General features: G+C 33.8%; 26 protein-coding genes and 3 pseudogenes. 8 read left to right on the top strand and 21 right to left on the bottom strand.

All coding sequences use genetic code 11. From position 1 onward, the window contains the following. Positions 1–40: 40 nt before the first annotated feature. From HMPREF1519_RS03810 to HMPREF1519_RS10685, 9 genes are all read right to left on the bottom strand, one after another. Positions 41–1,378 (bottom strand): PFL family protein, encoded by a 1,338-nt coding sequence (locus HMPREF1519_RS03810; protein WP_022496753.1) that lies wholly within the window; start codon positions 1,376–1,378, stop codon positions 41–43. Positions 1,379–1,395: 17 nt separating this feature from the next. After that, positions 1,396–1,662 carry an ACT domain-containing protein gene (locus tag HMPREF1519_RS03805; protein WP_003092287.1) on the bottom strand — a complete coding sequence of 89 codons (267 nt, stop codon included), beginning with the start codon at positions 1,660–1,662 and terminating at the stop codon, positions 1,396–1,398. A 322-nt stretch (positions 1,663–1,984) separates the two neighbouring features. Beyond that, positions 1,985–3,202 (bottom strand): CapA family protein, encoded by a 1,218-nt coding sequence (locus tag HMPREF1519_RS03800; protein WP_022496754.1) that lies wholly within the window; start codon positions 3,200–3,202, stop codon positions 1,985–1,987. Between the two features lie 164 nt (positions 3,203–3,366). After that, positions 3,367–4,203, bottom strand: a complete 837-nt coding sequence (gene srtB / locus HMPREF1519_RS03795; RefSeq protein ID WP_004182180.1) for a class B sortase, LPKTxAVK-specific — start codon at positions 4,201–4,203, stop codon at positions 3,367–3,369. Between the two features lie 86 nt (positions 4,204–4,289). Then, positions 4,290–4,703: an LPKTxAVK-anchored surface protein gene (locus HMPREF1519_RS03790; RefSeq protein WP_002889684.1), complete on the bottom strand. Its 414-nt coding sequence runs from the start codon at positions 4,701–4,703 to the stop codon at positions 4,290–4,292. 692 nt (positions 4,704–5,395) lie between these two features. Beyond that, on the bottom strand, positions 5,396–5,605 hold the full coding sequence (locus HMPREF1519_RS03785) for a helix-turn-helix transcriptional regulator (protein ID WP_002886384.1): 210 nt from the start codon (positions 5,603–5,605) through the stop codon (positions 5,396–5,398). 3 nt (positions 5,606–5,608) lie between these two features. Next, a complete protein-coding gene (locus HMPREF1519_RS03780) occupies positions 5,609–6,190 on the bottom strand; it encodes a hypothetical protein (protein ID WP_022496755.1) in 582 nt (193 codons plus the stop codon). A gap of 409 nt (positions 6,191–6,599) precedes the next feature. Then, the gene (locus tag HMPREF1519_RS03775) at positions 6,600–7,181 is read right to left on the bottom strand and encodes a TMEM175 family protein (RefSeq protein ID WP_014633791.1); all 582 of its coding nucleotides are present in this window, start codon (positions 7,179–7,181) and stop codon (positions 6,600–6,602) included. Between the two features lie 562 nt (positions 7,182–7,743). Then, complete coding sequence (locus HMPREF1519_RS10685; RefSeq protein ID WP_037611209.1) at positions 7,744–8,652, bottom strand: hypothetical protein; 909 nt, start codon at positions 8,650–8,652, stop codon at positions 7,744–7,746. A gap of 362 nt (positions 8,653–9,014) precedes the next feature. Here HMPREF1519_RS10685 and HMPREF1519_RS03765 point away from each other — a divergent pair, with 362 nt between their 5' ends. The 7 genes and pseudogenes from HMPREF1519_RS03765 to HMPREF1519_RS03730 all read left to right on the top strand — a co-directional run bounded on the left by HMPREF1519_RS03765 (position 9,015) and on the right by HMPREF1519_RS03730 (position 14,942). Then, complete coding sequence (locus HMPREF1519_RS03765; protein WP_037611208.1) at positions 9,015–9,386, top strand: hypothetical protein; 372 nt, start codon at positions 9,015–9,017, stop codon at positions 9,384–9,386. A gap of 456 nt (positions 9,387–9,842) precedes the next feature. Beyond that, a pseudogene (locus HMPREF1519_RS03755) lies at positions 9,843–10,160 on the top strand (IS30 family transposase); the annotation flags it as partial. Positions 10,161–10,533: 373 nt separating this feature from the next. Then, a complete protein-coding gene (locus HMPREF1519_RS03750; RefSeq protein WP_051413952.1) occupies positions 10,534–11,115 on the top strand; it encodes a CPBP family intramembrane glutamic endopeptidase in 582 nt (193 codons plus the stop codon). A gap of 12 nt (positions 11,116–11,127) precedes the next feature. Further along, a complete protein-coding gene (locus HMPREF1519_RS03745) occupies positions 11,128–11,553 on the top strand; it encodes an Msa family membrane protein (protein WP_037611206.1) in 426 nt (141 codons plus the stop codon). Then, complete coding sequence (locus tag HMPREF1519_RS03740; protein ID WP_229036665.1) at positions 11,540–12,427, top strand: ABC transporter ATP-binding protein; 888 nt, start codon at positions 11,540–11,542, stop codon at positions 12,425–12,427. Before HMPREF1519_RS03745 ends, HMPREF1519_RS03740 begins: the two co-directional genes overlap by 14 nt. A gap of 2 nt (positions 12,428–12,429) precedes the next feature. Further along, positions 12,430–13,188 carry an ABC transporter permease gene (locus HMPREF1519_RS03735; protein WP_037611205.1) on the top strand — a complete coding sequence of 253 codons (759 nt, stop codon included), beginning with the start codon at positions 12,430–12,432 and terminating at the stop codon, positions 13,186–13,188. 17 nt (positions 13,189–13,205) lie between these two features. After that, entirely contained in the window at positions 13,206–14,942 is a 1,737-nt protein-coding gene (locus HMPREF1519_RS03730) for an ABC transporter ATP-binding protein (RefSeq protein ID WP_051413951.1), read from the top strand. 328 nt (positions 14,943–15,270) lie between these two features. On the opposite strand, the pseudogene HMPREF1519_RS10810 reads toward HMPREF1519_RS03730, so the two are convergent. The 5 genes and pseudogenes from HMPREF1519_RS10810 to HMPREF1519_RS03710 all read right to left on the bottom strand — a co-directional run. After that, positions 15,271–15,846 (bottom strand): annotated as a pseudogene (locus HMPREF1519_RS10810) (IS30 family transposase); the annotation flags it as partial. A 301-nt stretch (positions 15,847–16,147) separates the two neighbouring features. Next, positions 16,148–16,588 carry an ASCH domain-containing protein gene (locus tag HMPREF1519_RS03720; RefSeq protein WP_037611204.1) on the bottom strand — a complete coding sequence of 147 codons (441 nt, stop codon included), beginning with the start codon at positions 16,586–16,588 and terminating at the stop codon, positions 16,148–16,150. Positions 16,589–16,599: 11 nt separating this feature from the next. Continuing rightward, positions 16,600–17,289 carry a DUF6994 family protein gene (locus HMPREF1519_RS03715; protein ID WP_037611203.1) on the bottom strand — a complete coding sequence of 230 codons (690 nt, stop codon included), beginning with the start codon at positions 17,287–17,289 and terminating at the stop codon, positions 16,600–16,602. Between the two features lie 10 nt (positions 17,290–17,299). Further along, entirely contained in the window at positions 17,300–17,464 is a 165-nt protein-coding gene (locus HMPREF1519_RS10280; protein WP_371506981.1) for an SDR family oxidoreductase, read from the bottom strand. Positions 17,465–17,505: 41 nt separating this feature from the next. Then, positions 17,506–17,748 (bottom strand): hypothetical protein, encoded by a 243-nt coding sequence (locus tag HMPREF1519_RS03710; protein WP_037611202.1) that lies wholly within the window; start codon positions 17,746–17,748, stop codon positions 17,506–17,508. Here HMPREF1519_RS03710 and HMPREF1519_RS10675 point away from each other — a divergent pair. After that, positions 17,748–17,864: pseudogene (locus HMPREF1519_RS10675) on the top strand (DNA cytosine methyltransferase); the annotation flags it as partial. The gene HMPREF1519_RS03710 and the pseudogene HMPREF1519_RS10675 sit on opposite strands and share 1 nt — an antisense overlap. A gap of 28 nt (positions 17,865–17,892) precedes the next feature. Here the strand turns inward: HMPREF1519_RS10675 and HMPREF1519_RS03705 are convergent. The 7 genes from HMPREF1519_RS03705 to HMPREF1519_RS03675 form a co-directional block, all read right to left on the bottom strand. Further along, positions 17,893–18,177 carry a DUF5960 family protein gene (locus HMPREF1519_RS03705; protein ID WP_037611200.1) on the bottom strand — a complete coding sequence of 95 codons (285 nt, stop codon included), beginning with the start codon at positions 18,175–18,177 and terminating at the stop codon, positions 17,893–17,895. Next, the gene (locus HMPREF1519_RS03700) at positions 18,170–18,532 is read right to left on the bottom strand and encodes a hypothetical protein (RefSeq protein WP_037611199.1); all 363 of its coding nucleotides are present in this window, start codon (positions 18,530–18,532) and stop codon (positions 18,170–18,172) included. The genes HMPREF1519_RS03705 and HMPREF1519_RS03700 overlap by 8 nt, the downstream gene beginning before the upstream one ends. Next, positions 18,529–19,944, bottom strand: a complete 1,416-nt coding sequence (locus HMPREF1519_RS03695) for a Y-family DNA polymerase (protein WP_037611198.1) — start codon at positions 19,942–19,944, stop codon at positions 18,529–18,531. Before HMPREF1519_RS03695 ends, HMPREF1519_RS03700 begins: the two co-directional genes overlap by 4 nt. A gap of 3 nt (positions 19,945–19,947) precedes the next feature. Then, positions 19,948–20,634, bottom strand: a complete 687-nt coding sequence (locus HMPREF1519_RS03690; RefSeq protein ID WP_037611197.1) for a helix-turn-helix domain-containing protein — start codon at positions 20,632–20,634, stop codon at positions 19,948–19,950. An 8-nt stretch (positions 20,635–20,642) separates the two neighbouring features. Further along, positions 20,643–21,500, bottom strand: a complete 858-nt coding sequence (locus tag HMPREF1519_RS03685) for an ImmA/IrrE family metallo-endopeptidase (protein WP_037611196.1) — start codon at positions 21,498–21,500, stop codon at positions 20,643–20,645. 119 nt (positions 21,501–21,619) lie between these two features. Then, complete coding sequence (locus HMPREF1519_RS03680) at positions 21,620–23,215, bottom strand: RNA-directed DNA polymerase (RefSeq protein WP_229036661.1); 1,596 nt, start codon at positions 23,213–23,215, stop codon at positions 21,620–21,622. Next, positions 23,216–23,557: a helix-turn-helix domain-containing protein gene (locus HMPREF1519_RS03675; protein ID WP_037611195.1), complete on the bottom strand. Its 342-nt coding sequence runs from the start codon at positions 23,555–23,557 to the stop codon at positions 23,216–23,218. It abuts the gene before it with no gap. Between the last annotated feature and the right edge of the window lie 126 nt (positions 23,558–23,683).

The following is a 23,683-nucleotide window of genomic DNA, read 5'->3' as shown; positions in this document are numbered from 1 at the left end:
AGAAAATGCCTTACCAATTGGTAAAGCATTTATCATACGCTTAGTTTTTAAAGCTGTGAACAGGAGCTGGGATTTGACCACCACGCGCAATGAAGTCAGCCGATGAAGCCTTGTTTACCTTCATTACTGGTGCATAACCAAGAAGACCTCCAAGTTCCAACATGTCACCTTCCTTACCATAAGGAATGATACGAACAGCTGTTGTTTTCTGGTTAATGACACCGATAGCTGCTTCATCAGCAATCATGGCCGCGATTGTTGTATCTGGCGTATCAGCAGGAATAGCAATCATGTCTAGACCAACAGAACAGATAGCTGTCATGGCTTCCAATTTTTCAAGGTTGATATGACCAGATTGAACCGCCGCAATCATACCTTCATCTTCAGAAACTGGAATAAAGGCACCTGACAAACCACCAACTTGGTTACATGCCATAATACCACCTTTTTTAACTTGGTCGTTAAGAAGGGCTAGAGCTGCAGTAGTACCATGCGTACCAACAACTTCAAGACCCATCGCTTCAAGTACACGGGCTACTGAATCACCAACTGCTGGTGTTGGCGCAAGAGACAAATCTACAATACCAAACTCGACACCAAGACGTTCGCTGGCCATTTGACCAACTAACTGACCAACACGTGTGATTTTGAAGGCGGTCTTCTTAACTGTTTCAGCTAGAACATCGAAACTTTCGCCTGGAACTTTCTCAACTGCACGTTGCACAACACCAGGACCTGAAACCCCAACATTGATTACAACATCAGCCTCACCAACACCGTGGAAGGCACCCGCCATAAATGGATTATCTTCAACCGCATTAGCAAAGACCACCAATTTACCTGGGCCCATTGGATCTGCCTCAGAAGCCTCTTTGATGATACGTCCCATGTCACGTACCGCTGTCATGTTAATACCAGTCTTTGTTGAACCAATGTTGACAGATGAGCAGACAAAATCAGTCTCTGCAAGCGCACGTGGAATAGAATTAATAAGAATCTTATCACCTTTTTGGTAGCCCTTTTGAACGAGTGCAGAGAAACCACCAATAAAGTTAACACCGATTTCCTTAGCTGCTCGGTCTAACGCCTTCGCAAAAGGTACATAGTCTGTTGCATCTGTTGCCGCACCGATGATTGAGATCGGAGTAACAGACACACGTTTATTAACAATCGGAATACCAAGTTCAGCCGCAATCTCGTCACCAACAGCTACCAAATTCTTAGCCTTAGATACAATCTTGTTATAGACTTTTTCCGCCGCCTTATCGATATCTGAATCGATACAGTCTAGGAGTGAAATCCCCATGGTAATGGTACGAACATCAAAGTTCTGCTCCTCAATCATGGCAATGGTTTCTGTGACCTGTTTAATATCCATTTTAAGCTACTCCTATCTTACAAGTTGTGCATAGCATCAAAAATTGCTGAACTTTGGATGTTGATTTTAACGTTCAATGACTCTCCAAAGGCTTCCAATTCAGCACGTAGGTGTGTAAAATCTTGTTTGTCTTCCGATGATACAACCGCCATCATGGTAAAGAATTCATCAAGAACTGTTTGAGAAATATCATCAATATTCAAGCCAAGTTCTGCCACCTTAGTCGCAACACCCGCAACAATACCTGCTTTGTCCTTACCTACAACTGTAATAATCGCTTTCATGAGAAGCCTCCATCATTTTATTTTGTATAATTTTAGCATATTTTGATTAAAAATGCTATTTTTTATGAAATTTGCATCTTTTTTCTTGAAAAAGACGAATGTTTCCGAGGAATTTAACTAATATCGTTTATAAAAATATCCTCTCTCTGACCCAACTACTTGTGGATAAACTTGTTCACAACCTAAATAATTTCCTTCTTTTAAAACCTTGAAAAATCAAGATTCAACACTATCGACAGACTTTTCCACACCTGTGGATAAGTCTGTGGGTAACTTGTCGATAAACAAAAAAATATCGCCAAATTCAGGCGATATCTTAGCTTTATTTCCATTTTAAATTAACATGGGCATTCATTTCTTTATAAGCAGTATCTATACGCTCTTTGGTTTCTTCATCTAGTTTATTTCTATATTTACCACCCTTAATGAAATCCTCTAAAATATAAGTTTGGTAAGTATACAAAGGATATCCCTCTGGCGAAGTTGTTCCTTTAGGCGTACGGTTAACCCAAGTCGGATGTGCTTGAGCAGTCTTAATCGTGGTTTGACCATTCTTTTTCTCAAGGGTGACATCCATTAAGACACCCCTCTCTGTCCACTCTGCACTATCCACACCATCCATGGTCTCTATGCGCTGGTTTGAGATGAAATTACCCATTGAGTAAATAATAAGTTTTTGCTGTCCATCCTTTTTAACCACCTCAGAAGGTTCTACCACATGAGGATGACCTCCAAAGATAATATCAGCACCCCAATCAATCATCTTATGATAGAGTTTAACCTGTTCATCTGTCGGTTCCAAACGATATTCAACACCCATCTGAGGCATGATAACCGTGATATCTGCTTCTTTTTCGGCACGCTGAATCTCGGCTTTCATACGTTTTTCATCCAAATTCGATAAGTGGTCTGCAACCTCTTTATCCGTCAAGTTCGACTCTAAACCATTGTAACCATAAGCATAGGAAAGTATTGCAACTTTGATACCATTAACATTCTTGATGAGAAGTGGCGCCTTGTCTCGCACCGGCTTTTCGTAAACACCAATAGGATCAATTCCCACTTTTTTAAAAGCATCAGCCGTTGTAAAAGCTCCCTCTAAGCCAGAATCCAAGATATGATTATGAGCCAAATCCATAACATCATAGCCAGCATCCTTGATAGCTGCTGTCACTGATTGAGGAGCATTAAACAGAGGATAGCCTGACAAAGGATAATCAGGGTTAATCGTTCCCTCAAAATCACCCAAGACCAAATCAGCCTGCTGTAACCACGGCTTCACATAAGTAAAATTCTCCGTGAAATCATAGCTACCATCTGACTGAAGGGCACTCATATAGAGACCGTCATGATAGAGCAAGTCCCCATTAGCCATGATACGTGCTGTCTGTACTTGGTTCGAGGCATTCTTTTGCTGTTCGTTCTTACTATGAACAATTAAAATCTCAAGAAAAAGCAAACCTAAGACGAGAGCAATCAACCCCATCAAAATCTTATTAGTCATCGCATTGTCACGCTTTTTAGCCTGGCTCTGTTTCATAATACTCTCCTTTTTCATACCTCTAGTGTACCAAAAAAACTTATCCATTGATGATAAAAAAGATTAATAAACGGTTACATCTCAATTCCATGACGATTGAAAACATCAGTTTTCTTAGACAAGATAAAAACCCTACTTCATACGAAGTAGAGTTCTGTTAATAATTAACGTGTTGGTGTGTATTCCAAATCTTTACCATGTTTAGCTACAAAATCAGACATTTCAGAGTCTGGAATTTGACGCAAGTAGAGATTAGCACGAATCGTTTCATCTTCCTCACGACAAGTCGAAAGAACGAGGTATTTATCCGAAGCATTAACCTTCAAATCCTTGTTTTTAACACTTGCTTGATCATAGATGATATCCAACTGTTGTTTAAAGTCTTTATCACTTTCAAATGATGTACGATAGAAAGCTGTGTCTTCAGGCACAATTACCATAGCAAGCGCTTCATAATAATACTTACGTTGAGGCGTCTCAATAACAACATATTTGTGTTTGTCGAAAAATGACTGATCACTATAGTAGTTAACATCGTTGAACATACGACTATCAGCAACCTTACTTCCTCGAGCATGACCGAAGAGCCAAGTCAAACGATCGCTGAAATCTTTCTTATTGTCTGTATCCATGAAGACCGTTCCCAAATATGGAACGTTTCCTCCATCAAATGTTTTATCTAAGTAGGTTGAATTGTCCGTTGTTTGAACAACTGGCTCATCCAATTTAGTCCCTGGTGCATAGACATAAGCGATAGTATCAGGGTTTGTCGCCTCAAGACCATCAAATTTATTTTTGAGGTAGGCTTTCTCCTCATCTGAAACTTTATAAGTGTTTGCTTTTTTAGTCGTTAAAACACTCTTAACACCATTAGAGGACGATGCTGTCGGAGACATAAACTGGAAGCCAAGGAAGATAGCCAAAGCAGCAATGACTAAGGCTGAAATCCCAGCAATCAGTTTTTTGCGAGATCCAGTAGATTTACGATTATGATTACTCATGAAATGTCAAATCCTTTTCTTTATCCATAGAAAAATATCACCGAAGCTCTAGCCCCAGTGATATTCTTTTTAGCAATAGCAGTTAATTATTTAACAGCTGCTGTGTTTGGAAGAGCTTTAGCTTCAGCTTTAGCTGCTGGAGCTTTCTTTTCTGCAGCTTTAACAGCTTTAGCTTCTTCTTTAGCGTCTTTGTTAGCGTTAGCTTTATCAGTAACTACAAACTCATCTTTGATGATGTTTCCGTTAGCATCACGTTTTGGTTCGATGTGTTCACCAGCATCTTCAAATTTTTGTTTAGTTGAATCTGCGTCAACGTTGTTAAGACCATCTTTAGCAGCTTGAGTAAGACCACCTTCGTTGTTTGTGAAGAAGTCACCACCAGTTGCTTCAGTTTTGTTATCAAGGTTTCCAGTGTGAACGTTACCGTCGTTAGCGAAAACTGCTGCTGATGAAGCGAATACTGCAAGAACTGCAGCTGATGTAAGCAATACTTTTTTCATAATTGTTTCTCCTCTAATGGATTATTATATATTTAGTATCAGGACCTCCCTGACATCTATAGATTATAACACTATCTAGAGATATGTCAACAAATTTTAAAAACTTTTTTAAATTTTTAATATATCCTACAATTCCTACAAACAAAGGTTTTTTGAGGTGTGTTACCAAATAGTAATAATTAATCATTTTTAATTTTAATGTTATTTTAGGTAATTTATTATGTCCTTTGCTAAGTTTAAATACATATTTAAATCATATATAAAAGCATAATTTGTAAAATATACATTCATTATTATGTGAGGTTTTATGGCTAAAAATCAAAAGATATTTAATAGACGTATAAAACCCTCTTACTGATAATATGTTTGAAGTATATAACAATATTATCTTTCAAATAAATGTATTCATTCACTTTTATCATTTTTGTATGATAACTACATAATATGCAAGATCTCAAAAGTGAATAGATTAGAGAAACATTAGCATTTTTGAGAGCATTTCGACCTAAAAAGTTCTATTATTGGGTTAAAATGCTTGAAAAATAAACTATTATCTTATTTTTGAAAGCGTTTTAACTAAGATGTAGTCAAAAATAACTCCTTTGAAACTACTCCCTCTTACCAAGACCTCGTCTCAGAATAACAAGTTTCCAAAAACTGATACACAAATCAATTGGATTGTTTTACTTCTCTTATTTCAGACGAAATAGTTCTTCTACTTGTTTATTAAAGACTTGTGCTATTTTTAAAGCCATTTCCAACGAAGGGTTGTAGCGGTTATTTTCCAAGTGAACAATCGTTTCTCTCCGTATTCCTACTTGATCTGCTAAATCTTGTTGAGTCATACCATAAGCTTCCCTTACTTCTTTCAAGTTAGTCTTTATTTTACTTTCTTTCGCCATATTTCATCCCCTTTTTTCAGTGATAAAGTAAGTAATGGCAAATAATAAGAGTAAAAAAGCCACCAAAATATAAAGGAATCCAGCATTCAAAACGAAAACTTTACAGACAGCTATCAAGGTTGCCATTCCCAATAATATAAAGATTGCTATTGTAAACAAAATGGAAGAGGACTTTGCAATATTTCTATAAAATCGTTCATCGGGTTCTTCATTAATTCTCTTGAATAAGAAGTAAAACATTAATAACAATTGAATACTTAATCCAATTCCTAACATTATATTCTTAATCAAAGAACCAGGAGTTAGCAGCCAAACTCCAATAGTATAGATCGAGGACGAGAGAAGTACAAGCACTGTATATAATTTTGCAGTAATCCCAAACATGTTTTTTTCTTTCTTTTGATAGGTTGATTTTGAGAGGACCGATACCATCGTACAAACCAAATACGAAGGAAGCCAAGCCGTCGTCATAATAGCACCTTTCGCTAGAATCGGTAGGTGATTCCCCAGAAATAATACTAAACATACAACAATAAGCACGCTAGCGATATAAAGGATTATCTTTAAGTTCTTCGACATTTTCATTTCAGTCACCTCTTTTTAATATGTTATAAATATATCACACCTTGTCTGTTATAAATATATCACATTGTTATAAGAATTTCAAGATGAAGACAAAACTCTAGTAAGATTTTGAACACTTTTCAGAAATCTATACAAAAAAACACCTTGCAAGCTGCAAAGTGTTTTCGTTTGTACTCTGCTGTCCAGTAACGAATTAACGTTTTGAGAACTGGCTAGCTTTACGAGCTTTCTTAAGACCTGGTTTGGAAAGTATGGATTTCAGTTGGACTAAAAACAGCGTAATATCAAGGATTTTCTGAACAATATCTACTTTTTAATTTCATAAAATCTGAATCAATATTTTTAAAATAGGGGAATAGTTTAGGTCTCTAAGCATTAAAATAATACACCTAACTTTGGTCACCGTTTTTTAGTTATTCACTCTTTTTTCGGATAGTGTTTTTAAAGTTATGATGTAAAATGCCGCAATTAAAACACTATACATCATAATCGGAGGATAGAGAATTAAGGATAGAATCAATCCCACTCCTTTAATTATTAGGTCAGGTATCAATAACTTCCTATATTGTGCGGTAGCTTCAAGTAATTCTTTCTGATCTATATTGGGTTTATCAATTACTTTATGTAAAAACCAGTTTGCTACCGTTGAAACAATAACGATCAGTCCATAAAAGAGCTGTGCCGTATGATTCATGAAATGACTACTAACTATTCCAGTAGCATAGGGCATAAATGAAACAAAAAATAAAAGAAACAAATTCCACCAAACAATTTGTTGAGAAATTTTCTCAACCTTTTCCCACAATGTATTTAGTGCCATCCATAACGATCCCAACCAGAAAAAGGAAAGAAAATAAGCAAAGAAATTTTGCCGTAAATCCCAAAAAGCTTGAAGACTTGGTGTCGTTGGTTTTTCTAACTCTAAAATCAAAATGGTCATAATAATTGCTAGAACAGCATCTGTCAATGCAATTAATCTATCTTTCTTCATCGGATTACATCGCCTTTCATTTTGTAGCATTCAATCTCATTGTATAATACTTAGTAATTTTAAATATTGGATATTCTTTTCATACTTTGAGTACAAACAAGATAGACCAAAAAGCATGTATCGGTCATATTGTATTTAACTCTAGAAATATTCATCCATCTAATTAATAAATATATCATATTTCACAATAAATGAGTACTATCAAAGATACATTTTCTTTCAGATTTCTCCCTTTTCACTCGATTATTTATTGTTGCTTAGATTTATCAAGAGCAACCAAATTTGTATCAATTTCAAGTATCACCTAGTTACAAAAATTTGGGGTGAACAGAAAAAGCATCCCGTATTTTTGATACGAAATGCTTTCAATAAATGTAAATAAGTTTTAACGTTTACTAAATTGTGATGCTTTACGAGCTTTTTTCAAGCCTGGTTTGGAAAGTATGGGTTTCATTTGGACTAAAAATAATGTAATATCAATATTCTATAGTTTTCAACTGCCTTTTTATTTCAAAAAATTTGTATAAGTTTTATTGAATGAGGGAAATTTCAAGTAAACAACTTAGCTGTTATTACTCCCAAATAGAGTTTCCCACTGAGTTATTGATAATGGGAGTATGGGTTTGTTTTTCTTGTAAAAATCTAATAGGTCATCATTATCTATTCGAATCACATTGTCAATCTGATCTATATTAATTACTTGCGGTGCATATAAGTAAACTATATATCCCTCTTCAACATATTGTTTAAAATCTAAAGCATCAAGTACTTTCGCTTTCTTACCCTTCACCTGAACCACAGCTTTCCTAAAGTTGCCAACCTCTCTAGAAATCATTTCACACTCGATCTTAATTGTAGTAGATTTATTTGCTATTGAATTAGATAGAACATAGTAGTTCTCTTCTATTTGCAAATAAGATATCACAAGTTCCTCTAAGTCAAAATCCGGTAGATTATCCAAAAGATTATCCTCATATGGAATAACCTTATAATATTTACTGTTTGATAATTGATTAAAAATTGTTTTCGAATACTCAATTATTATTCTATCACGAATTCTTTCAACAGTACCACCTCGTGGCCTATTGAAGGACGATTTAATTTGACCAGGAACTTGCATTCCAAAATTATAAGCTTCAACTGGTAAGACTGCTCCAATATCCAATCGTTTATCACATACTACTTCAACAGGCGATTTAACTCTACAAATCCAGTATCTACCATCTAGATCTCTTGTCCAGAATAAGTCGTCTACTTTTGCATCCCTAAAAACGTTAATTGCTGGGTTAGCTCTTCCAGATAATTCTTTAACCCTTTGATAATACTCTTGAAAACTCTCACGATAGAGATCTTCACTCTGACTACTCCACCCAATAGCAACATACTGTTTTTTACTATTTAAACAGAAATCCACCAATTCCTGCCTAGAATCAGTCCCAGTCTTCAAGTGTAATCTCACTACATTATCCATAAATTTCACCTCATCAAAGGATATAATTACAGTATAAGTATATCATAAATAACAACAAAATCTTGACTTTCTGAAAAACAACAATTTTCCCGAAAGTTGATTATTTGCCGTTATAGCAGACATTAGCATAATCCTATAAAATTCTTTTGGTAAAAAACTATAAAAAGATGTGTATTTTATGATAAGATTGATAGAGATTCTACTACTTTCATTATCAATTATTGCGCTAATTGCTAGCTCAAAAATAATTGTTTTTTTCAAATATAAACTTCTTAAAAAATTGAGGGAAATAGAAAAAGCATCCCGTATTATGATGGAGAAATAATTACCTATTACATATAGTAGAAAAGGAGAAATTCATCATGAAAAAAATCTTATCAATTCTACTTCTTACCTTATCAGCTTTCCTTCTCTTTTCTTGCTCATCACAAGACAAACTAGATGGCAATTACTACTGGATTGATACCGAAAATGGTCTAAGAAATGAGTTGTCATTCACTATCAAAGGTATTGAAGGTACGATTGAGAAGGGGGAGTACGACAAATTCACCATCAATAGTAAAAACAACACCTTTGAACTTTCTGGTGAAGATGCTTCAGCCAAAGAAGTGACTTACAAACATTCTGATGGAGTCATCACCGTTGATATTAGTGGTACTGAACATGAGTACTATAAAGAAGGTACTAATGCTTATAAAAAAGCCGTCAAGAAATACAATGAATTACAAAACTAAAAAGGAGGTCATTTGAATGGAAATCAACTCAGAAATCTATGATAATCTATATGATTTTATCCAAAACCTAGAAATCAGAATCCAAAAGAATGTTTTTCATTCTAATCATTCGGAACAACTATCAACTTTCAGCAATGAACTATACTAACTTTGCAAGACCAAAGAATTGAATGTCTTGCTAAATGACGTTACTTCTCTATCTTCATATGAAGAACTTGTCCTGTCTACACCTGAACGATCAAAAGGATACGTTATGATGAGCGTAGAGAATTTCTATAATGAGGTTATTGAGCCGTCTAAAATAGAATATTATGGGTAAAAGCACTAAAGCCACTTCGATTATGAAGTGGCTTTTCTATTTATTAAGGAGGCTAAAATGAATACATTTAATAAGAAAGAATTACTTAGAAAATATCCAGTAGGTGCTAAAGTTAAACTTTTATTCATGGATGTGATGTCAATCAAGCAGTCTTAGAGTGTATGAAACTTTATCCCATTAAGTCCATAACTGCAGATAATGGAAACGAATTTTCATCATTGAGTAAAATAGAGGGATTAGATGTTTATTTTGCACATGCCTATTCATCTTATGAACGAGGAACAAATGAGAATTTCAATGGACTACTAAGAGAGTTCATTCCGAAGGGGTGTTCGTTAAAAGAACTAAATCAGAATCTTTTAGAGGACTATACAAAGGCTATCAATGAAAGACCTAGACGAATTCATGGCTATCAGTCCGCAAAAAAGCTGTTTGAGCTAACTCAAACAGCTTGAAAGATACTCACTTAATCAGATGAACAACTTTGTTGCACTTGACTTGATAATTAGAGGAAAGTTTGAAATTATTTAAAGTTTTGTAATTTTTTCTTGACATAGGAAAACGTTTGTAATACAATAATGGTGTTAGCAGGTTAACATATGATTAATAGTTGGAGGTATTATCATGAAGTTCCTAAAAAAATTATTTTCACGCAACGAAGTTAATGTTGGTTTCGTAAAATTTGGATACACTGGTAAAAATTGGCACTGGTAAGATATAATTACCTTACTGTATGTGTCAATTATTACAGTAGCTACTGATGGTTGCAGTTGAGAGAAAGGTAGCTGATTCTCTCAACTGTTTTTATTTTTGTTAAAAGTTTAATTTATGTTTATGAAAGAATCCCATAGTAAATTTGAAGCAATAATCATTTCAATTGGTATGGTGGTATTAGCAGGTTTATTTGTTAATATTGGTAATGTCTTTGCTCTTTTTTGGAGTGTAGACAATCAAATGATTATTAATTGTATTTTGGCTTTTTCATCTTCAGTAGGTTTTATAGCAATACCGTTATTATTTTTACACCTTTTAGGATTTAAATTTATTAAGCCTAAGTTTAATATTGTTTTTGCTATTATTTTATTGATTGTTATTCTGTTTATTTCTATTTTTGTTTTTAAATCAGGAGAAACAATACATGCATTAATTATAGCAACTTGTGAGGAATTTTTATTCAGAGGAATTATTTTAAGTGTATTATTGTCTTGTTTTACAAAACGAGAGGCTTTTATTTTAGGTTCTCTAGTATTTGCAATTCTTTTACATTTAAATGGTGATTTTTTGTTAAATTTTGTGGTGAAGTTTCCTGCTAGTATTATTTTATATATTTTAGCAGATTATTTTGGATTACAAAGTTCAATTGCATTTCACTGGCTTTATAATATTTGTGTGGGGGTTTTTCTTGGCTAAGGAGGAGATTTTTTGTTACTTTATGTTATTATTGCAAGCATAATAAATATATTTTTGATTGTTGTTGGGACAAAATTTTTATCAAGCTTAACAATTTTAGGATTTATTTTTATTATTTATCTGTTTCCAATTATATTGAATTTAATACTTTCAGTTTTAGCGATTTTAAAAAAGCATGTAAAGCCAACCTATTGTTTTATTTTTCCAGCAATCTCTTTAATTGCTTACATTATTATAGGGCTATTTTTAAAAGGTTCTAGTGTCTGGACTAGTTTTATTCAAAAAAATACAATAACAAGTGGAGAAATGTATATCAAGATAAATAATAGTTTAATTGAGCCTTCTCAAATTGTATTTGTAGCCTTACTTTATTTCTTGGTAGAGTATATTAGCATAAAAGTTATGGAACGTATGGTGAAGAAAAATGGCAATAATTGAAGTTAAAGGGTTAGGAAAAAAATATAAGGGTAATGCTTTTTATTCTTTAGAAAATGCTAATTTTACGATTGAAGAGGGAGATATTATAGGTTTAGTAGGTAAAAATGGTTCAGGGAAGAGTACTTTGCTCAAAATATTAGCAAAATCTCAAAATCCTACAGAAGGGACTGTTTTTTTTAATGGTAGGGACATTTTTAAAGAAGATAATATTCTTAAAGATTTTGGAATCATGATAGAACCTGTATTCTTTCCACAAATTAGTGTTGAAGAAAACTTAAAGTTATATCTTAAAATTCATAAGAAAGAACAGTATCAAGATAATATCGAAAAAATACTGAAATTAGTCGGACTTTGGGAAGCTAAAGATAGAAAACCTATAGATTTTTCTTTTGGTATGAAACAAAGAACTGCTTTAGCATTGGCTCTTGTTACGGAACCTCAATTTGTGTTATTAGATGAGCCTTTTGTGGGTTTAGATCCTATTGGTGTTAAAAATTTATTGGAAATTTTAAAACAATGGTCAAAAGTTAATAAAACATCAATGATAATATCTAGTCATCAGTTAGCAGAATTAGAAGACTTGTGTACACGTTATCTTTTCATTGAATCAGGGATAATTGATGATAAAATCAGTACGGAGCAAAATAGTATTATAATAGAGCTGAATGAGATTTTCAGAGATGAAGATAATCATTTGATAGAGAATCTTGTGAAAAAATATAGCTTAAAGTATAGTGAAAATAATATTGAAATTGATAATTCTGTAAATAATGAAGCATTAAATAGTATCTTGGAACAACTTGCAGTTGCTAAGCTAATTAATAATGTTTTATCAAAAAAGGATAGTTTAGAAAGATTATTTGTGGAGGAATAGGAATGAATTACTTAACATTACCTTTTTTTAAAGCATTGTTGAAGAAAAAAGAATCAAAAATTGCGTTAGCTTTTAGCTTTTTCCCAATGCTATTAATTGTTGTAGGATTATTTAATACCAATTTTATGCAATTGAGCGCCCCAGTGGGGTCACTAAGCTTTTTTGAGTTTTTTAGTGCAGTTTTATTTACTCAGTACCAAATGACCTTGCCATTAGTAGTTTTTATTTATATTGTAAGTACGATTTTTAGAGATGAAATTACAAGTGGTATTATGTATCTTTACAAAGATATTAGTAGAAAAGTTATTTTAAATGCAAAGCTAGGAGCGATTTTATTGTTTCAAATATTGTATATAGTAATAACTTTCTTTTCATCATTGTTTACTTATTATGTCTATTTGGTTCATCAACCATATACATCAGGTAGGTTTTGGCCTTCCCAAATTGATGATGTACAGTATACGGTAATTAGTATTTTAGGGACTATTTTGGTGTTTTTGTTGTGTTTATTAGTTGCCAGTTTGGCATCAATTATCTTGACAAATGGATTCACTATGCTTGTAGGAATTATTTTTGCATCTTTTTCTTTTATAGCTCCACATCTTGCTTCGCTAAAATATGTGTTTCCGAACGGTTATGTTAATGTGTTAGGTCATATGTCTTTTAATAGTAGTATATTACTTATTATGTTATTATTTGTAGTCTACTATGCAATTTTGTATATTGCTTCTTTATATTTTTATAGTAGACTTGAGTATTAGTGGGTTGAGGTACTATTATGGAGAGTAAAAAAAGTTCTTCAGTATTATCTCAAATTAGACGCTTTCTTATACCTGAGTACTTTTTATTTATAGTAGGATTAATTCTAAGTATTATCGGTGCCTTATCTACACTTGCTTTGCCTTTAATTATGGGCAGTTTAGCAGATCGTAATAGAATGAACTTTATTCTATCACATAAAATTATAGTTCTTTTAGGAATGATTGTAATTTGTATAATTTATATTATTCAAGGTTTAGCTACATTTTTGTTGGGTAAGGTTGGAGCTAGGGTTATTAAGAATATGGAGAATGAGTTTGTTAACCATACTTTGAATTTACCTATTTATCAGTTAAATAAATTTTCAGCAGGAGATCTTACGAGTCGTCTGACAAATGATATATCAGAAACGGCTAAAATTGTTACTACGACTATTCCTCAATTAATAATAAATGCTATTATTGTTTTGGGAACGAGTATTATACTTGTGTCAATAAATTTTCGCCTTACTATTATAGCCTTTTTAGCAACAGCTTTAGCCAGTTTGCTTATCATGCCTTTTAATAAAAAACTGGAACGGCTCTACAATTTACACCAGACATATTTAGGTGATGTTAGTGGAAGTTTTACTCAAAAGATTTTAAATAATAAGTTGGTAAAGTCTTATGTAGGATCAAAACAAGAAGTAAGTACATTTAAAGGTAAATTTAATAAGATTTACTATAATTTTGTTCAGATGGTTGCTACAGCCGCTGTTCTTAATACTTTAACATCTGGTTTGTTAATTCTTTTAGTACTTAGTTTTTTACTATATACTAGTTGGCAAGTGAATCAAGGACTTTTGTCTATTGGTGAGATGGTAACTTTCATCTTATATATTATTCAAGCTATTAGTCCAATCACGAGTATTTTTACTAGTATATCAGAATTTTTTGAAGTTAAAGGGACATTAAGACGTATTACAGATATTTTGACTGTTAATATTGAAAGTGATTCATTAGATTCAATTGATTTTAACATTTTAAAAGGAACTATCACTTTAGATAATTTATCTTTTAGTTACGATGGTGTTACAAAAGTTTTAAATAATATCAATGTAGAGTTACCTTCAAAAAAATTTATAGCTATAGTTGGTCCAAGTGGCTCAGGAAAGACGACCTTGTTTTCTTTGCTGTTAAAATTTTTTAATGATTATGATGGGAATATTTTAGTGGATAATGTTTCATTAAAAAATATTTCTACAAATACTATACGAAATCAGATTTCTTGTGTTTTCCAAGAAAGTGGCTTCTTTTCAGGAACTATTAAATCTAACTTATTGTATGGAAAAAATTGGAAATCAGATGATGTGAGTATTGCCAGGGCTCTAAAAAGGTCAGGGGCATATGATTTTGTTCATCAGTTTTCTAGTGGTTTGGATACAGTTATTGGTGAAGGTGGGATAGAACTTTCCGAAGGGCAAAAACAAAGGTTAAATATTGCCAGAGCTCTAATAAGTAATCCTAAAATTTTATTGATGGATGAAGCAACAGCAAATCTTGATACAATGACTGAAAGTCTTATTATTAATACTTTGTTAGAGCTAAAAGGAACTATCACAACCATTGTTATTGCTCATCGGTTAAAAACTATTGTTGAATCAGATTTAATTATTGTGTTGGAGGAAGATGGTACAGTAATACATTGTGGGACACATCAAGAGTTGCTTCAGCAAAGTGAAACTTATAGAAAAATATACAGTGAGGGACGCTTTTAAAAAAATTGTCTTCAATATGCTAGTTATGCGATTGCATGGGTGATGGTGATGAATGGGAAGATGTTACCATGAGTACTGAAGTTCCTTACTATGAGGGGGAGCAGATATTGTCAGCTAGTTAATGAGTATAATTGTTGTGATATTGAGAGAGTTGTGTTAGTATGACACTAATCTTTTAGTATTTATTCTCTTTTACAAATTGTCACAATAGAGTAGTCGTAGGACTATTCTATTTTTATAACAGAGATACTATCAATAATTTTGTGTAAACACCCTAGTAGAGTTATGGAGTTTTAATCAAATAAGCTTTCAAGTGTGTCAGAACATTGGTTTTCAGTGTGATGATGGCTTTTGAGCAGCATTCTACTAAGGTAATGACTGCACTTTTGTGTTTTTCTCCCACAATTGTATCCCCTTCTAGATGACCGATTCCGTCTTAAAATTAGGATAACTGTCTGCTCTCTCACGTAAATCTCTGCGCAACGCTTGTTTTCCTCGTTTTTCGCTATGACCATTTGGTTTTCTTTTGCCTTTCCAAGGGAGATCCTCTTTCTTTAGAATACCACGGTCTGCTAGTCGATAGAGAGCTCATAGAACAAGAAACCCTATCTGGATAAGTTCCTTTAATGACATCAAGGCTCCAATTTTGTTCTAAATAAGTTTGGATAAAAACTTTTTCTGATTGCGTAAGACTGGTTTTATTCCTGCCACAGCGTTTCTTATTGATTTTATATCGGTTATAGCAATCATAAGCAGAGCGCCCCTCTTTCAGATAGTTGATGACATTGTAGATTGTCTGTTTTGATCTGCCAAGTGAAGTCACAATATCTGAAACTTTTATGTTTTCTTGATAGTAAACCTCTATCATTACAAGCTCGTTTGTGATAAGATGAGCATAGGTCATTTATGTTAGGGTCAGACAAATGTGGTGTTTATCTGGCCCTAACATAGATGGTTTTTTCTGTCTAGCTTAATTTTACAAATTGGGATTGATAAAGATAATAAAACCTTTGAACTTGAACATAAAGAGGCTGGGACAAAAGTCCTAGCCTCTCAATTGTCTTTGGATTGTCGAGCAAGACGCAGTGGTTGAGTGGGCTCTACTACGCTGATTTCATCAGCTTTTACAGCCCTACTCAACTGTGAGGAGGTAGGACAGAAATCGAATTCTAACGAATTACCGATTTCTGTCCCCCCCTCATGTTCTATAATGGATAAACCTTACGAAATTCTTCCAAAACAACCTTGCTGTTAGGTGTAAAAGTCATTCCTGCCTCTCTCAGCCACTCAGCGAAACAGTCCTCATGAACCTGACGCCAATAGGCTAGGGATTTGTCACCTTCCCCTTCCTTGAAGGCATGGTCAGCTGACACTTGATCAAAGGGTTCAACGGAAACCTTTGTAATTTCGACAATGCAGACAGCTTGACCTTGACTGTCTAAAATAACATCGAATGTCCCTTCCTGTGGAAGGGGTTCATCCTCTAGTGCATAAAGGTCGTAAGCTGAAGCGGTTGCCGTCTTTACGCCTTTTAAAACCAAGTCAGCTAAGAGATCTGCCTCTACTCCAAAAGCCCAGGCGTCTATCTCATCACCGATAGAGGGGTTGATTTGCTTGTAGGCATTCCACGTTTCTTGCGGTGTCATGAGTTCTCCTTTCAACTGAATATACCTTTCCGGTTTAAATTTAACATATTTTCCATGTACAGATTTAATGTATCTGAAATCTCTTTTCTAGAAATGATTTTCTGGATAATTTCTGATTGTGCTTTACTGATACCTAAAACTTCATAGTTTTCATTCACGAAAGCATTCAACTTCATCTTATCAATGAAATACTTGAAACCTCTATTAAACTGCCTTAACCAAATCTCTGTCTCTTCACCTTGATAGGCAGCAATCATCGGAGCCTCTTGTCCTCTAAAATAACATTTTAGATCAAAAAGTAAATAATCAATCCTATCTAAATATTTAGTGTAGCGATAAGTATTGATTGTTGGCGCCTTGTGTTTAGGCCACAAAAAATGAAGGTTTAAATTGGAACGAACAAGTTCAAAATCTTCTCTCCACTTTTTATAATCATTTTCGTGAAACTTAACAATTTGCTTTCTACCACAAATAATATCAGACGCAAGTCTAATCTTTCGTCCTTCAATATCATCTATCAAATGATCTTTTCTAGCAGGGATTTGAAACTTATTACTTAATTCTTGGTACAAAGTTCTGTCACTTGCATCTGGATCTTCACATAAATGATCAAATAAATAGGGGATATAGTTGTGACTATTCTCCTCTAAAAATTGATAAAAAGCATCACAACGTCTTAAATTTTCTTTAATAACTTCCATCCTACTCCTCCTACTTCAAAGACCAGCCACCATCAATCGTCAGGATTTGTCCTTGCATGGCAGATGCATGACCACTAGCTAAGAATAAGCTGACTTCTGCAATCTCACTTGGCTCAATCCAGCGTTTGATGGGTGTTGAGAACTTCCACAATGAGATTATTGAGCCATCTAAAATTGAATACTATGGATAATAAAAGATGAGCAAACACCCCTCTTTCATTTTAGTTTATCAGAAAAAATTCCCATTTTTTTCAAATAGTATTTAGCAACCGTCATATTCAAGGGATGCTCTTTTTTCCTATTAGGACTAGTATATATAATTTGAGGACCTTTTTTGTCAGTATTTTGTGAATTAAGCACATTCAAATATACTTTTTCGTCATCTAAAATTACCTTGAGAGCCTTATCCTCATGAAAAGCTTTTCCATTTGTAACCATTGTTTTATATGTCTGTTGCATCCAATGGATCTATTGTTGAAGTTTCTGATAAAATGCGTATGTTCTTTATGGGAAATGCTTTAGTAACGGAAATTGTTCGTAAAATTGGAGATTTTATTAAAAAAATTGAGAAATAGAAGAAGTACGGAAAATCAACCGTACTTTTTATTTGATTTCAAACCTATGTTGCTTATACTCAAAGCACCTTATTTCTCCACTACTTCTAATAAGAAAATAAAAATAGTGATCCCGTCTATCCTTTGCGTTCTCTTTATTCAACTTGAAAAAGTTCTTCTGGTTCATTGCCATAGTTCTGAGAATATCATCAATTAGAAAAGTAAGTGGTACGTCCATTGCTGAGTATTTTTGGAAGTCTTCTTCGAATCGTATATAGTCTTCTGAGAAATAATCCATCTGCAATTTATTCTCATATAGTTCTTTTCTACTCATAGGTAACCTCTTCTAATAACTGGATGCTCAAGAAGTCTTCTACTTGAATCAGTCGGTATCCTTCATAGGTCTTGAGAGATATTTCTTTTGCTGAAATTTCTCTAACTTCGCCAATCAGAATTACTTTTTGAGTTTTTTGTTTGACTATAAAGCGACCCTTTAAATTCCCAACATAAAGCTGAGAAAGTAACAATAATTTTTCTGTTTTGTTCAAGTCACTAGTTAGATCGACACGATATTTTTCTTCTCCTAGTGACCTGGTATGTTCGGACAAAAAGAAGCCCATCCACTTTTGCATACCTGAGTCTTGATATTCTCGGGCTGACTGATAGGGCAAATAAGAACGATCAATCATTTTAAACCATCTAATCCACCAGCAGAATGACCTCCGATTAGTTTACTTCTAACGACGCTTCTTGATGCTGACTCAAGCGCATTGGCTTTTAATAGTGAAGTGAACCCAAACCGATCTCGGATACTGTCAATCGCTGATTGGAGCCTTTCTTCTTTTTCTATTTTTTCAACATCATCAAATAAAGAAATGAGTCCAAACGATTCATCCACTAGACCCGAATAGTTGACGGCAACGCTTCTTACAGCACCAGAACTGTATTTCTGATGAAATAACTGTAAAACCACATTAGTTAGAGTGTCAATCTGATTAGTTGGTTCGATCTTTCTTTGTGTGTTGATTGATTTTCTATTTTCTTGTTTGGAATAGCCTACGTGAATAGAGACAACAGTTGTTTTCTTACCTGCTCGTCTAAGACGTATAGCAACCTGCTCTGCCATCTCTCGAAGGACAATCTCAATATCCCGTTGCTTGATATAATCTCTTGGTAAGACTTGAGAGTTACCTAATCCTGAGCTCTTTGGTTTATATGGAGTGTTAACTTTACTTTCATCTACTCCATTTGCGTAAAACCAGAGACGTAGCCCTACTACTCCTAAAGACTTTTTTAGTAAGTCGGGATTACAATTAGCAAGTTCCTTAATAGAGAAGATTCCCAAATCATTTAATCTCTTTTCCATACGATGACCAATTCCCAAAAAATCAGTCATGTTAGGAATTGTCCAAACCTTACTTTCTACGTCTTCATAAGACCAGTTAGCACGCATGGTGGACATTTTCTTAGCTTCGTTGTCTAAGGCTAGCTTTGCAAGTAAGGGATTACTATTTGACATACCAACAGTTGAGTAAATACCTGTCTTTCGCCAAATATCATTTTGAATCTTAGCAGAAATCATATCCAACTTATCTTTTCGGGATATGGTCTGATCGCTAACAAAGTAGTTAAGAGAAGTTGTTAGATCAATAAAGCCCTCATCAATTGAATAAGGGTGTATTTCATTGGGGCTACCGTAGTCTTGGAAAACTCGTTGTATTTCCATATTAACCTCAATGTACTTGTCCATTCGAGGTGGAACGATAAAGGTGGCCTTCGCCCATTCCTCAATATAGCCTACAAAGTCTGGATCCGTTGGAAGTCCCTGCTTTTTTGCGTTAAAGTAAGAAAATTTTCTGGTTTTGACGTCAAATGGTAAATCATAAGCCCGACCAACATTCTTTTTTCCAAATACTTTCTTAAACATAGGTGATGATGCCAATATCAATCCAGCAGAATTATCCGCTCGACTCATCACACAGAGGGAGGTTTTAAGAGGATGAAGTCCTCGCTCCACACATTCAACACTAGCATAGAAGGACTTCATATCAATAAAGGCAATATCACTGACAGGCTCTTTTGAATAGTCAATGATTCCCATAGGCTAGTCCTCCAAAGGCATAAAGTTTCCTACAATTTTACCAACAATGCGAGGATCATCGTCATAAGGAGCAAATTTGTCTTTGTATTTTTTATTGATGGAAACGAGGCGTAAGCCATCTTCTTCCAAGTAGACTCGCTTGATATAGGTCTGCTCATTCCAAACAACTGCATAAACTGCCCCATTATAATCAAAGCCTGTCTCACGAATGAGGGCAACGGAACCATTCGGATATTTAGGCTCCATAGAGTCCCCTGAAACCCAAGAAGCGAAATCATGTCCCAGCTCCTCATCATAGTAGACCGTATCGTATTCTTTTTCTCCATAAATAGTGGCTCCAAGACCAGCAGACATTTCTTCATAGACCCGATATTCATAACGTGGTTCAGCAATAGAGACAACCTTCTTATTTTTCTCTTCTGCGACTAAGTCACGAGCATAAGACACAACTTGATTTTTTCCATTGGGTGAGAGGACATTATAAAGTCTGACAATCTCTATTTCAGTGAAATAACCTTTTGGGACACTCAGAATCTTTTCTAGTAATGCTACTTTCTCAGTAGATGGTTCTTTAACTCCACGTTCCCAAGCAGAATAGGCTTGATAGCTAATTCCTAGCTTATCTGCAATATCTTTTTGTGTTAGTTTTAGCTCTTTCCTCCGAGCTTTTAATTTTTCTGGTTGATACATGATTCACCTCACATGACTAATAATTCTAAATTTGCCTTTCTCCTAGCTTCTGTCTCTGATAGTTTGTTGCTATCCCACACGTAGGCTAAAGATTTTCCCTTATTGTAAACAAGCCACACCTTGAATTTCTTTACCGCTCTAATCTCGTCCCATCTTGTCTGATCAAGTAATTCTGGTAGTTCTTGACTCGTCACAAAATTGGTTTGTTTCAATCTCTTTTTTAGCCGTGCTATAAGCGAGGGTTGATATTGATTGAACTCCTCAATCAATATTTCTTTAAGTTGATGAAAGCAATGGTGAAGGGAGGCATTTTGACCGTCAAGGTATTCATCTACTGCCTGTTTGATGGCTGATTCAGTATCCACTTTGTAAATTCTCAACAAGTCAATCAGTCGGAAATAAAGTGCCTGCTTTGAAACCTCTAGATCCTCTTTGACCTTTTGGAAAGATTCACAAGCGTAGTAAATCTTGGATAGTAACACTATATCAGGCATGAGTACAATAGCTGAAAACACATTGGCTTCTCGCTCCAAAATAGATTCCTGATTATCCACCAACTCTGTAAAATAAGAACCATCGTGTTTCAAGATAAAATGGCCTAATTCATGACACAATGTAAAGTGACGTTTGCTTACTGGATTTTCTTGCTCATAGGAAAAACTCGTTCCTAGATTATCAGTAACTGTCAGGCCTTCAATTTTATGATTTGAAAAGTGATGACTAATAACTTGTATATTATTTTCACGAATACAATAGTCAAAATAATAGTGGAACTTATAGTTCAGTGTAGAAATTTCTTCCTCTTTCATAAAAGAATAGAGGGCTTGTTTTGTGATTTCACTTACTCTTGAATACAATTCATCCAACTAACAGCACCTCCCTTAATTCATAATCCACTAAACTAAACCAAAATGGTTGAGCTTATTGTACAAAAAAAGTGGACGATTGTCCACTTAAATCCATGATCAAAGAATAATGTAAATTTCTATAAATCTGAGTCTAAATCAAAATTATTTAAGATGTATTTCGGTTGTAATTCAGAAATTTTATCCTCATCTATTAGAAGCGTTTCATTAATTCTCTTTTCAGGCTTTAACCAATCACTATTCCATAAGAGTATACTATTATCGGCTATCTTTTGAGAAAGTAAATTTTTGTATTTCTTTGATCTATCTAGCCTGACTGAAATATTTTGAATCCAAATCTCTACTAGATCTGCATTTGGTAAACTATTAAATTTTTTAAGAATACTATTTATTATTTCCTCAGCCTCTTCCTTATTCTCTAGAAATTCCAAAAGTTTGTGTAGAATAGCTACACAACTTTGTATTGTTCTAGGATTTTTTACCATAATTGATGTAACAATGCTTATAAGTTGATAAGTATCAGGAAGTTGATTTTTAGAGGAATTTAAAACAGAAATACGATTATCATAAAATTCATTTAATGCCTTTATTAGTTGTCCACAATTTGGAAATTTATCACCTAAAATCTTTAATTCAATCAAATGTTTCTGTAGACTAATTTTATAGTGAATCTCCTTAGTTATCCTGATTTTATCATCTTTTCGATATAAAAATGTACGATATTCAGCGAAACTAGCCCTTTTAGTAGTCCAATATAATTTATCTGCTTTAATGGCATCTAGAATAATCTCTTCAGACAAAAATGTTTTTTTTGAATTAATTTTTAAATTTAAATCTAAAAGAACCTCGGACAACAATTTCATTAATCTTTCCGCAACATCTTTTTTGTTTGCAAAAATCCTGTAATCATCTCTATATCTCAATATTTTGAACTCTGAAAGAGATTCTTGATCAGCTAAATCTAATAATCGAATATCGGCATACCCTAATACAATCTCTGCAATAAGATCCATTAACACTGATCCTTGTGGTATTCCATTTGTTTGTTGACCTTGTAACGACTGAATTTTCCCATCAATCATGTTTCCTAAACCATCGTCTCTATTGTTCTTTGCCCATTCTTTGTTATGCAAAGCCCATGCAATTGTATGAGTATAGATTGAAGGATAGCAATCGGTTATATCAGTATGAATACAATAGTTAAAATCTAAAGCAAGTTTTATTTGAGCTTGTTCAAGGTTTTCCCACCAAGATAAAATTTGCTCTTCTGTGTCACTCTTTTTTGCAGTTGACTCTACGGGAATAGAAGCACATATAACTCTATCATCTTCCTGAAATTTAGTAAATCTAGCTTTAATTTCTTCCCAATTATCTTTTCCAGTAATACATTTAACAAAATCAACATAAATTATTGGATGAATAAGCGTAAAAGGACGCCAAGAGTATGCTCCATCTTTATTAGCCATTATTCGCAAATTAGCATCACTTATATCCTTTAATAAAACAATATCTAAGTCAGGATGTTTTTTTTTATACTTTGGTGAATACTGTATGTTTGAAAGATCTTCTATACCATCTATTAAATTTTCAGCATATTGTATAACATCCTTTAAATTAATATAGTCCGGTAAAGGAATATTACAATACGACTCCGGTTTCAGGAAGAAGTTTCTAGCTTCAATTTCATTCATATCTAAAATGCTTCTTCTAGGCATCTATTCTTCCTTCCTAAATGCTTTTTTCCTCTCTTCCATAAACTCAATCAATTCCTTCTTGAAGATTTCTTTTTCTTCTTCGGTCATTCCCTTTGAGTTCATACGGAAAAGCAATTCAATATTGTCTAATTCATCTGATTTTTCTTCTGAATTTCCAACTAAATAATCAATTGATACACTTAAAACTTGTGCTATCTTAACAAGATTTTCTTGGGTTGGTTTTTTCTTGCCTCTCTCCCAGTCTGCATAGGAAGATTGTCCTATCCCTAATCGTTTTGCGAGTTCAACCTGAGTCAGGTGAGCTTGTTTTCGTAATTCTTTTAAACGTTCTGCAAACGCCATAGCTATTCCTCTTCAATTTTTTAAAAAAATTCCAAAAATCTCTTGACTATTATCGCCAATAGCGATAAAATATAAATATAGCTGGTAGCGATATTGAAAATCAAAATAATAATCCCTACCAATTGA

Source organism: Streptococcus sp. SR4 (assembly GCF_000517725.1).
GTDB lineage: Bacteria > Bacillota > Bacilli > Lactobacillales > Streptococcaceae > Streptococcus > Streptococcus salivarius_F.
This window is presented reverse-complemented; position numbering and strand designations above follow the sequence as displayed.

Bases quoted from the DNA above. Each gene is read 5' to 3' on its own strand.
- HMPREF1519_RS03810 (WP_022496753.1), bottom strand. From the start codon at position 1,378: ATGGATATTAAACAGGTCACAGAAACCATTGCCATGATTGAGGAGCAG.
- HMPREF1519_RS03805 (WP_003092287.1), bottom strand. From the start codon at position 1,662: ATGAAAGCGATTATTACAGTTGTAGGTAAGGACAAAGCAGGTATTGTT.
- HMPREF1519_RS03800 (WP_022496754.1), bottom strand. From the start codon at position 3,202: ATGAAACAGAGCCAGGCTAAAAAGCGTGACAATGCGATGACTAATAAG.
- srtB (WP_004182180.1), bottom strand. From the start codon at position 4,203: ATGAGTAATCATAATCGTAAATCTACTGGATCTCGCAAAAAACTGATT.
- HMPREF1519_RS03790 (WP_002889684.1), bottom strand. From the start codon at position 4,703: ATGAAAAAAGTATTGCTTACATCAGCTGCAGTTCTTGCAGTATTCGCT.
- HMPREF1519_RS03785 (WP_002886384.1), bottom strand. From the start codon at position 5,605: ATGGCGAAAGAAAGTAAAATAAAGACTAACTTGAAAGAAGTAAGGGAA.
- HMPREF1519_RS03780 (WP_022496755.1), bottom strand. From the start codon at position 6,190: ATGAAAATGTCGAAGAACTTAAAGATAATCCTTTATATCGCTAGCGTG.
- HMPREF1519_RS03775 (WP_014633791.1), bottom strand. From the start codon at position 7,181: ATGAAGAAAGATAGATTAATTGCATTGACAGATGCTGTTCTAGCAATT.
- HMPREF1519_RS10685 (WP_037611209.1), bottom strand. From the start codon at position 8,652: ATGGATAATGTAGTGAGATTACACTTGAAGACTGGGACTGATTCTAGG.
- HMPREF1519_RS03765 (WP_037611208.1), top strand. From the start codon at position 9,015: ATGAAAAAAATCTTATCAATTCTACTTCTTACCTTATCAGCTTTCCTT.
- HMPREF1519_RS03750 (WP_051413952.1), top strand. From the start codon at position 10,534: ATGTTTATGAAAGAATCCCATAGTAAATTTGAAGCAATAATCATTTCA.
- HMPREF1519_RS03740 (WP_229036665.1), top strand. From the start codon at position 11,540: ATGGCAATAATTGAAGTTAAAGGGTTAGGAAAAAAATATAAGGGTAAT.
- HMPREF1519_RS03735 (WP_037611205.1), top strand. From the start codon at position 12,430: ATGAATTACTTAACATTACCTTTTTTTAAAGCATTGTTGAAGAAAAAA.
- HMPREF1519_RS03730 (WP_051413951.1), top strand. From the start codon at position 13,206: ATGGAGAGTAAAAAAAGTTCTTCAGTATTATCTCAAATTAGACGCTTT.
- HMPREF1519_RS03720 (WP_037611204.1), bottom strand. From the start codon at position 16,588: ATGACACCGCAAGAAACGTGGAATGCCTACAAGCAAATCAACCCCTCT.
- HMPREF1519_RS03715 (WP_037611203.1), bottom strand. From the start codon at position 17,289: ATGGAAGTTATTAAAGAAAATTTAAGACGTTGTGATGCTTTTTATCAA.
- HMPREF1519_RS03710 (WP_037611202.1), bottom strand. From the start codon at position 17,748: ATGCAACAGACATATAAAACAATGGTTACAAATGGAAAAGCTTTTCAT.
- HMPREF1519_RS03705 (WP_037611200.1), bottom strand. From the start codon at position 18,177: ATGAGTAGAAAAGAACTATATGAGAATAAATTGCAGATGGATTATTTC.
- HMPREF1519_RS03700 (WP_037611199.1), bottom strand. From the start codon at position 18,532: ATGATTGATCGTTCTTATTTGCCCTATCAGTCAGCCCGAGAATATCAA.
- HMPREF1519_RS03695 (WP_037611198.1), bottom strand. From the start codon at position 19,944: ATGGGAATCATTGACTATTCAAAAGAGCCTGTCAGTGATATTGCCTTT.
- HMPREF1519_RS03690 (WP_037611197.1), bottom strand. From the start codon at position 20,634: ATGTATCAACCAGAAAAATTAAAAGCTCGGAGGAAAGAGCTAAAACTA.
- HMPREF1519_RS03680 (WP_229036661.1), bottom strand. From the start codon at position 23,215: ATGCCTAGAAGAAGCATTTTAGATATGAATGAAATTGAAGCTAGAAAC.
- HMPREF1519_RS03675 (WP_037611195.1), bottom strand. From the start codon at position 23,557: ATGGCGTTTGCAGAACGTTTAAAAGAATTACGAAAACAAGCTCACCTG.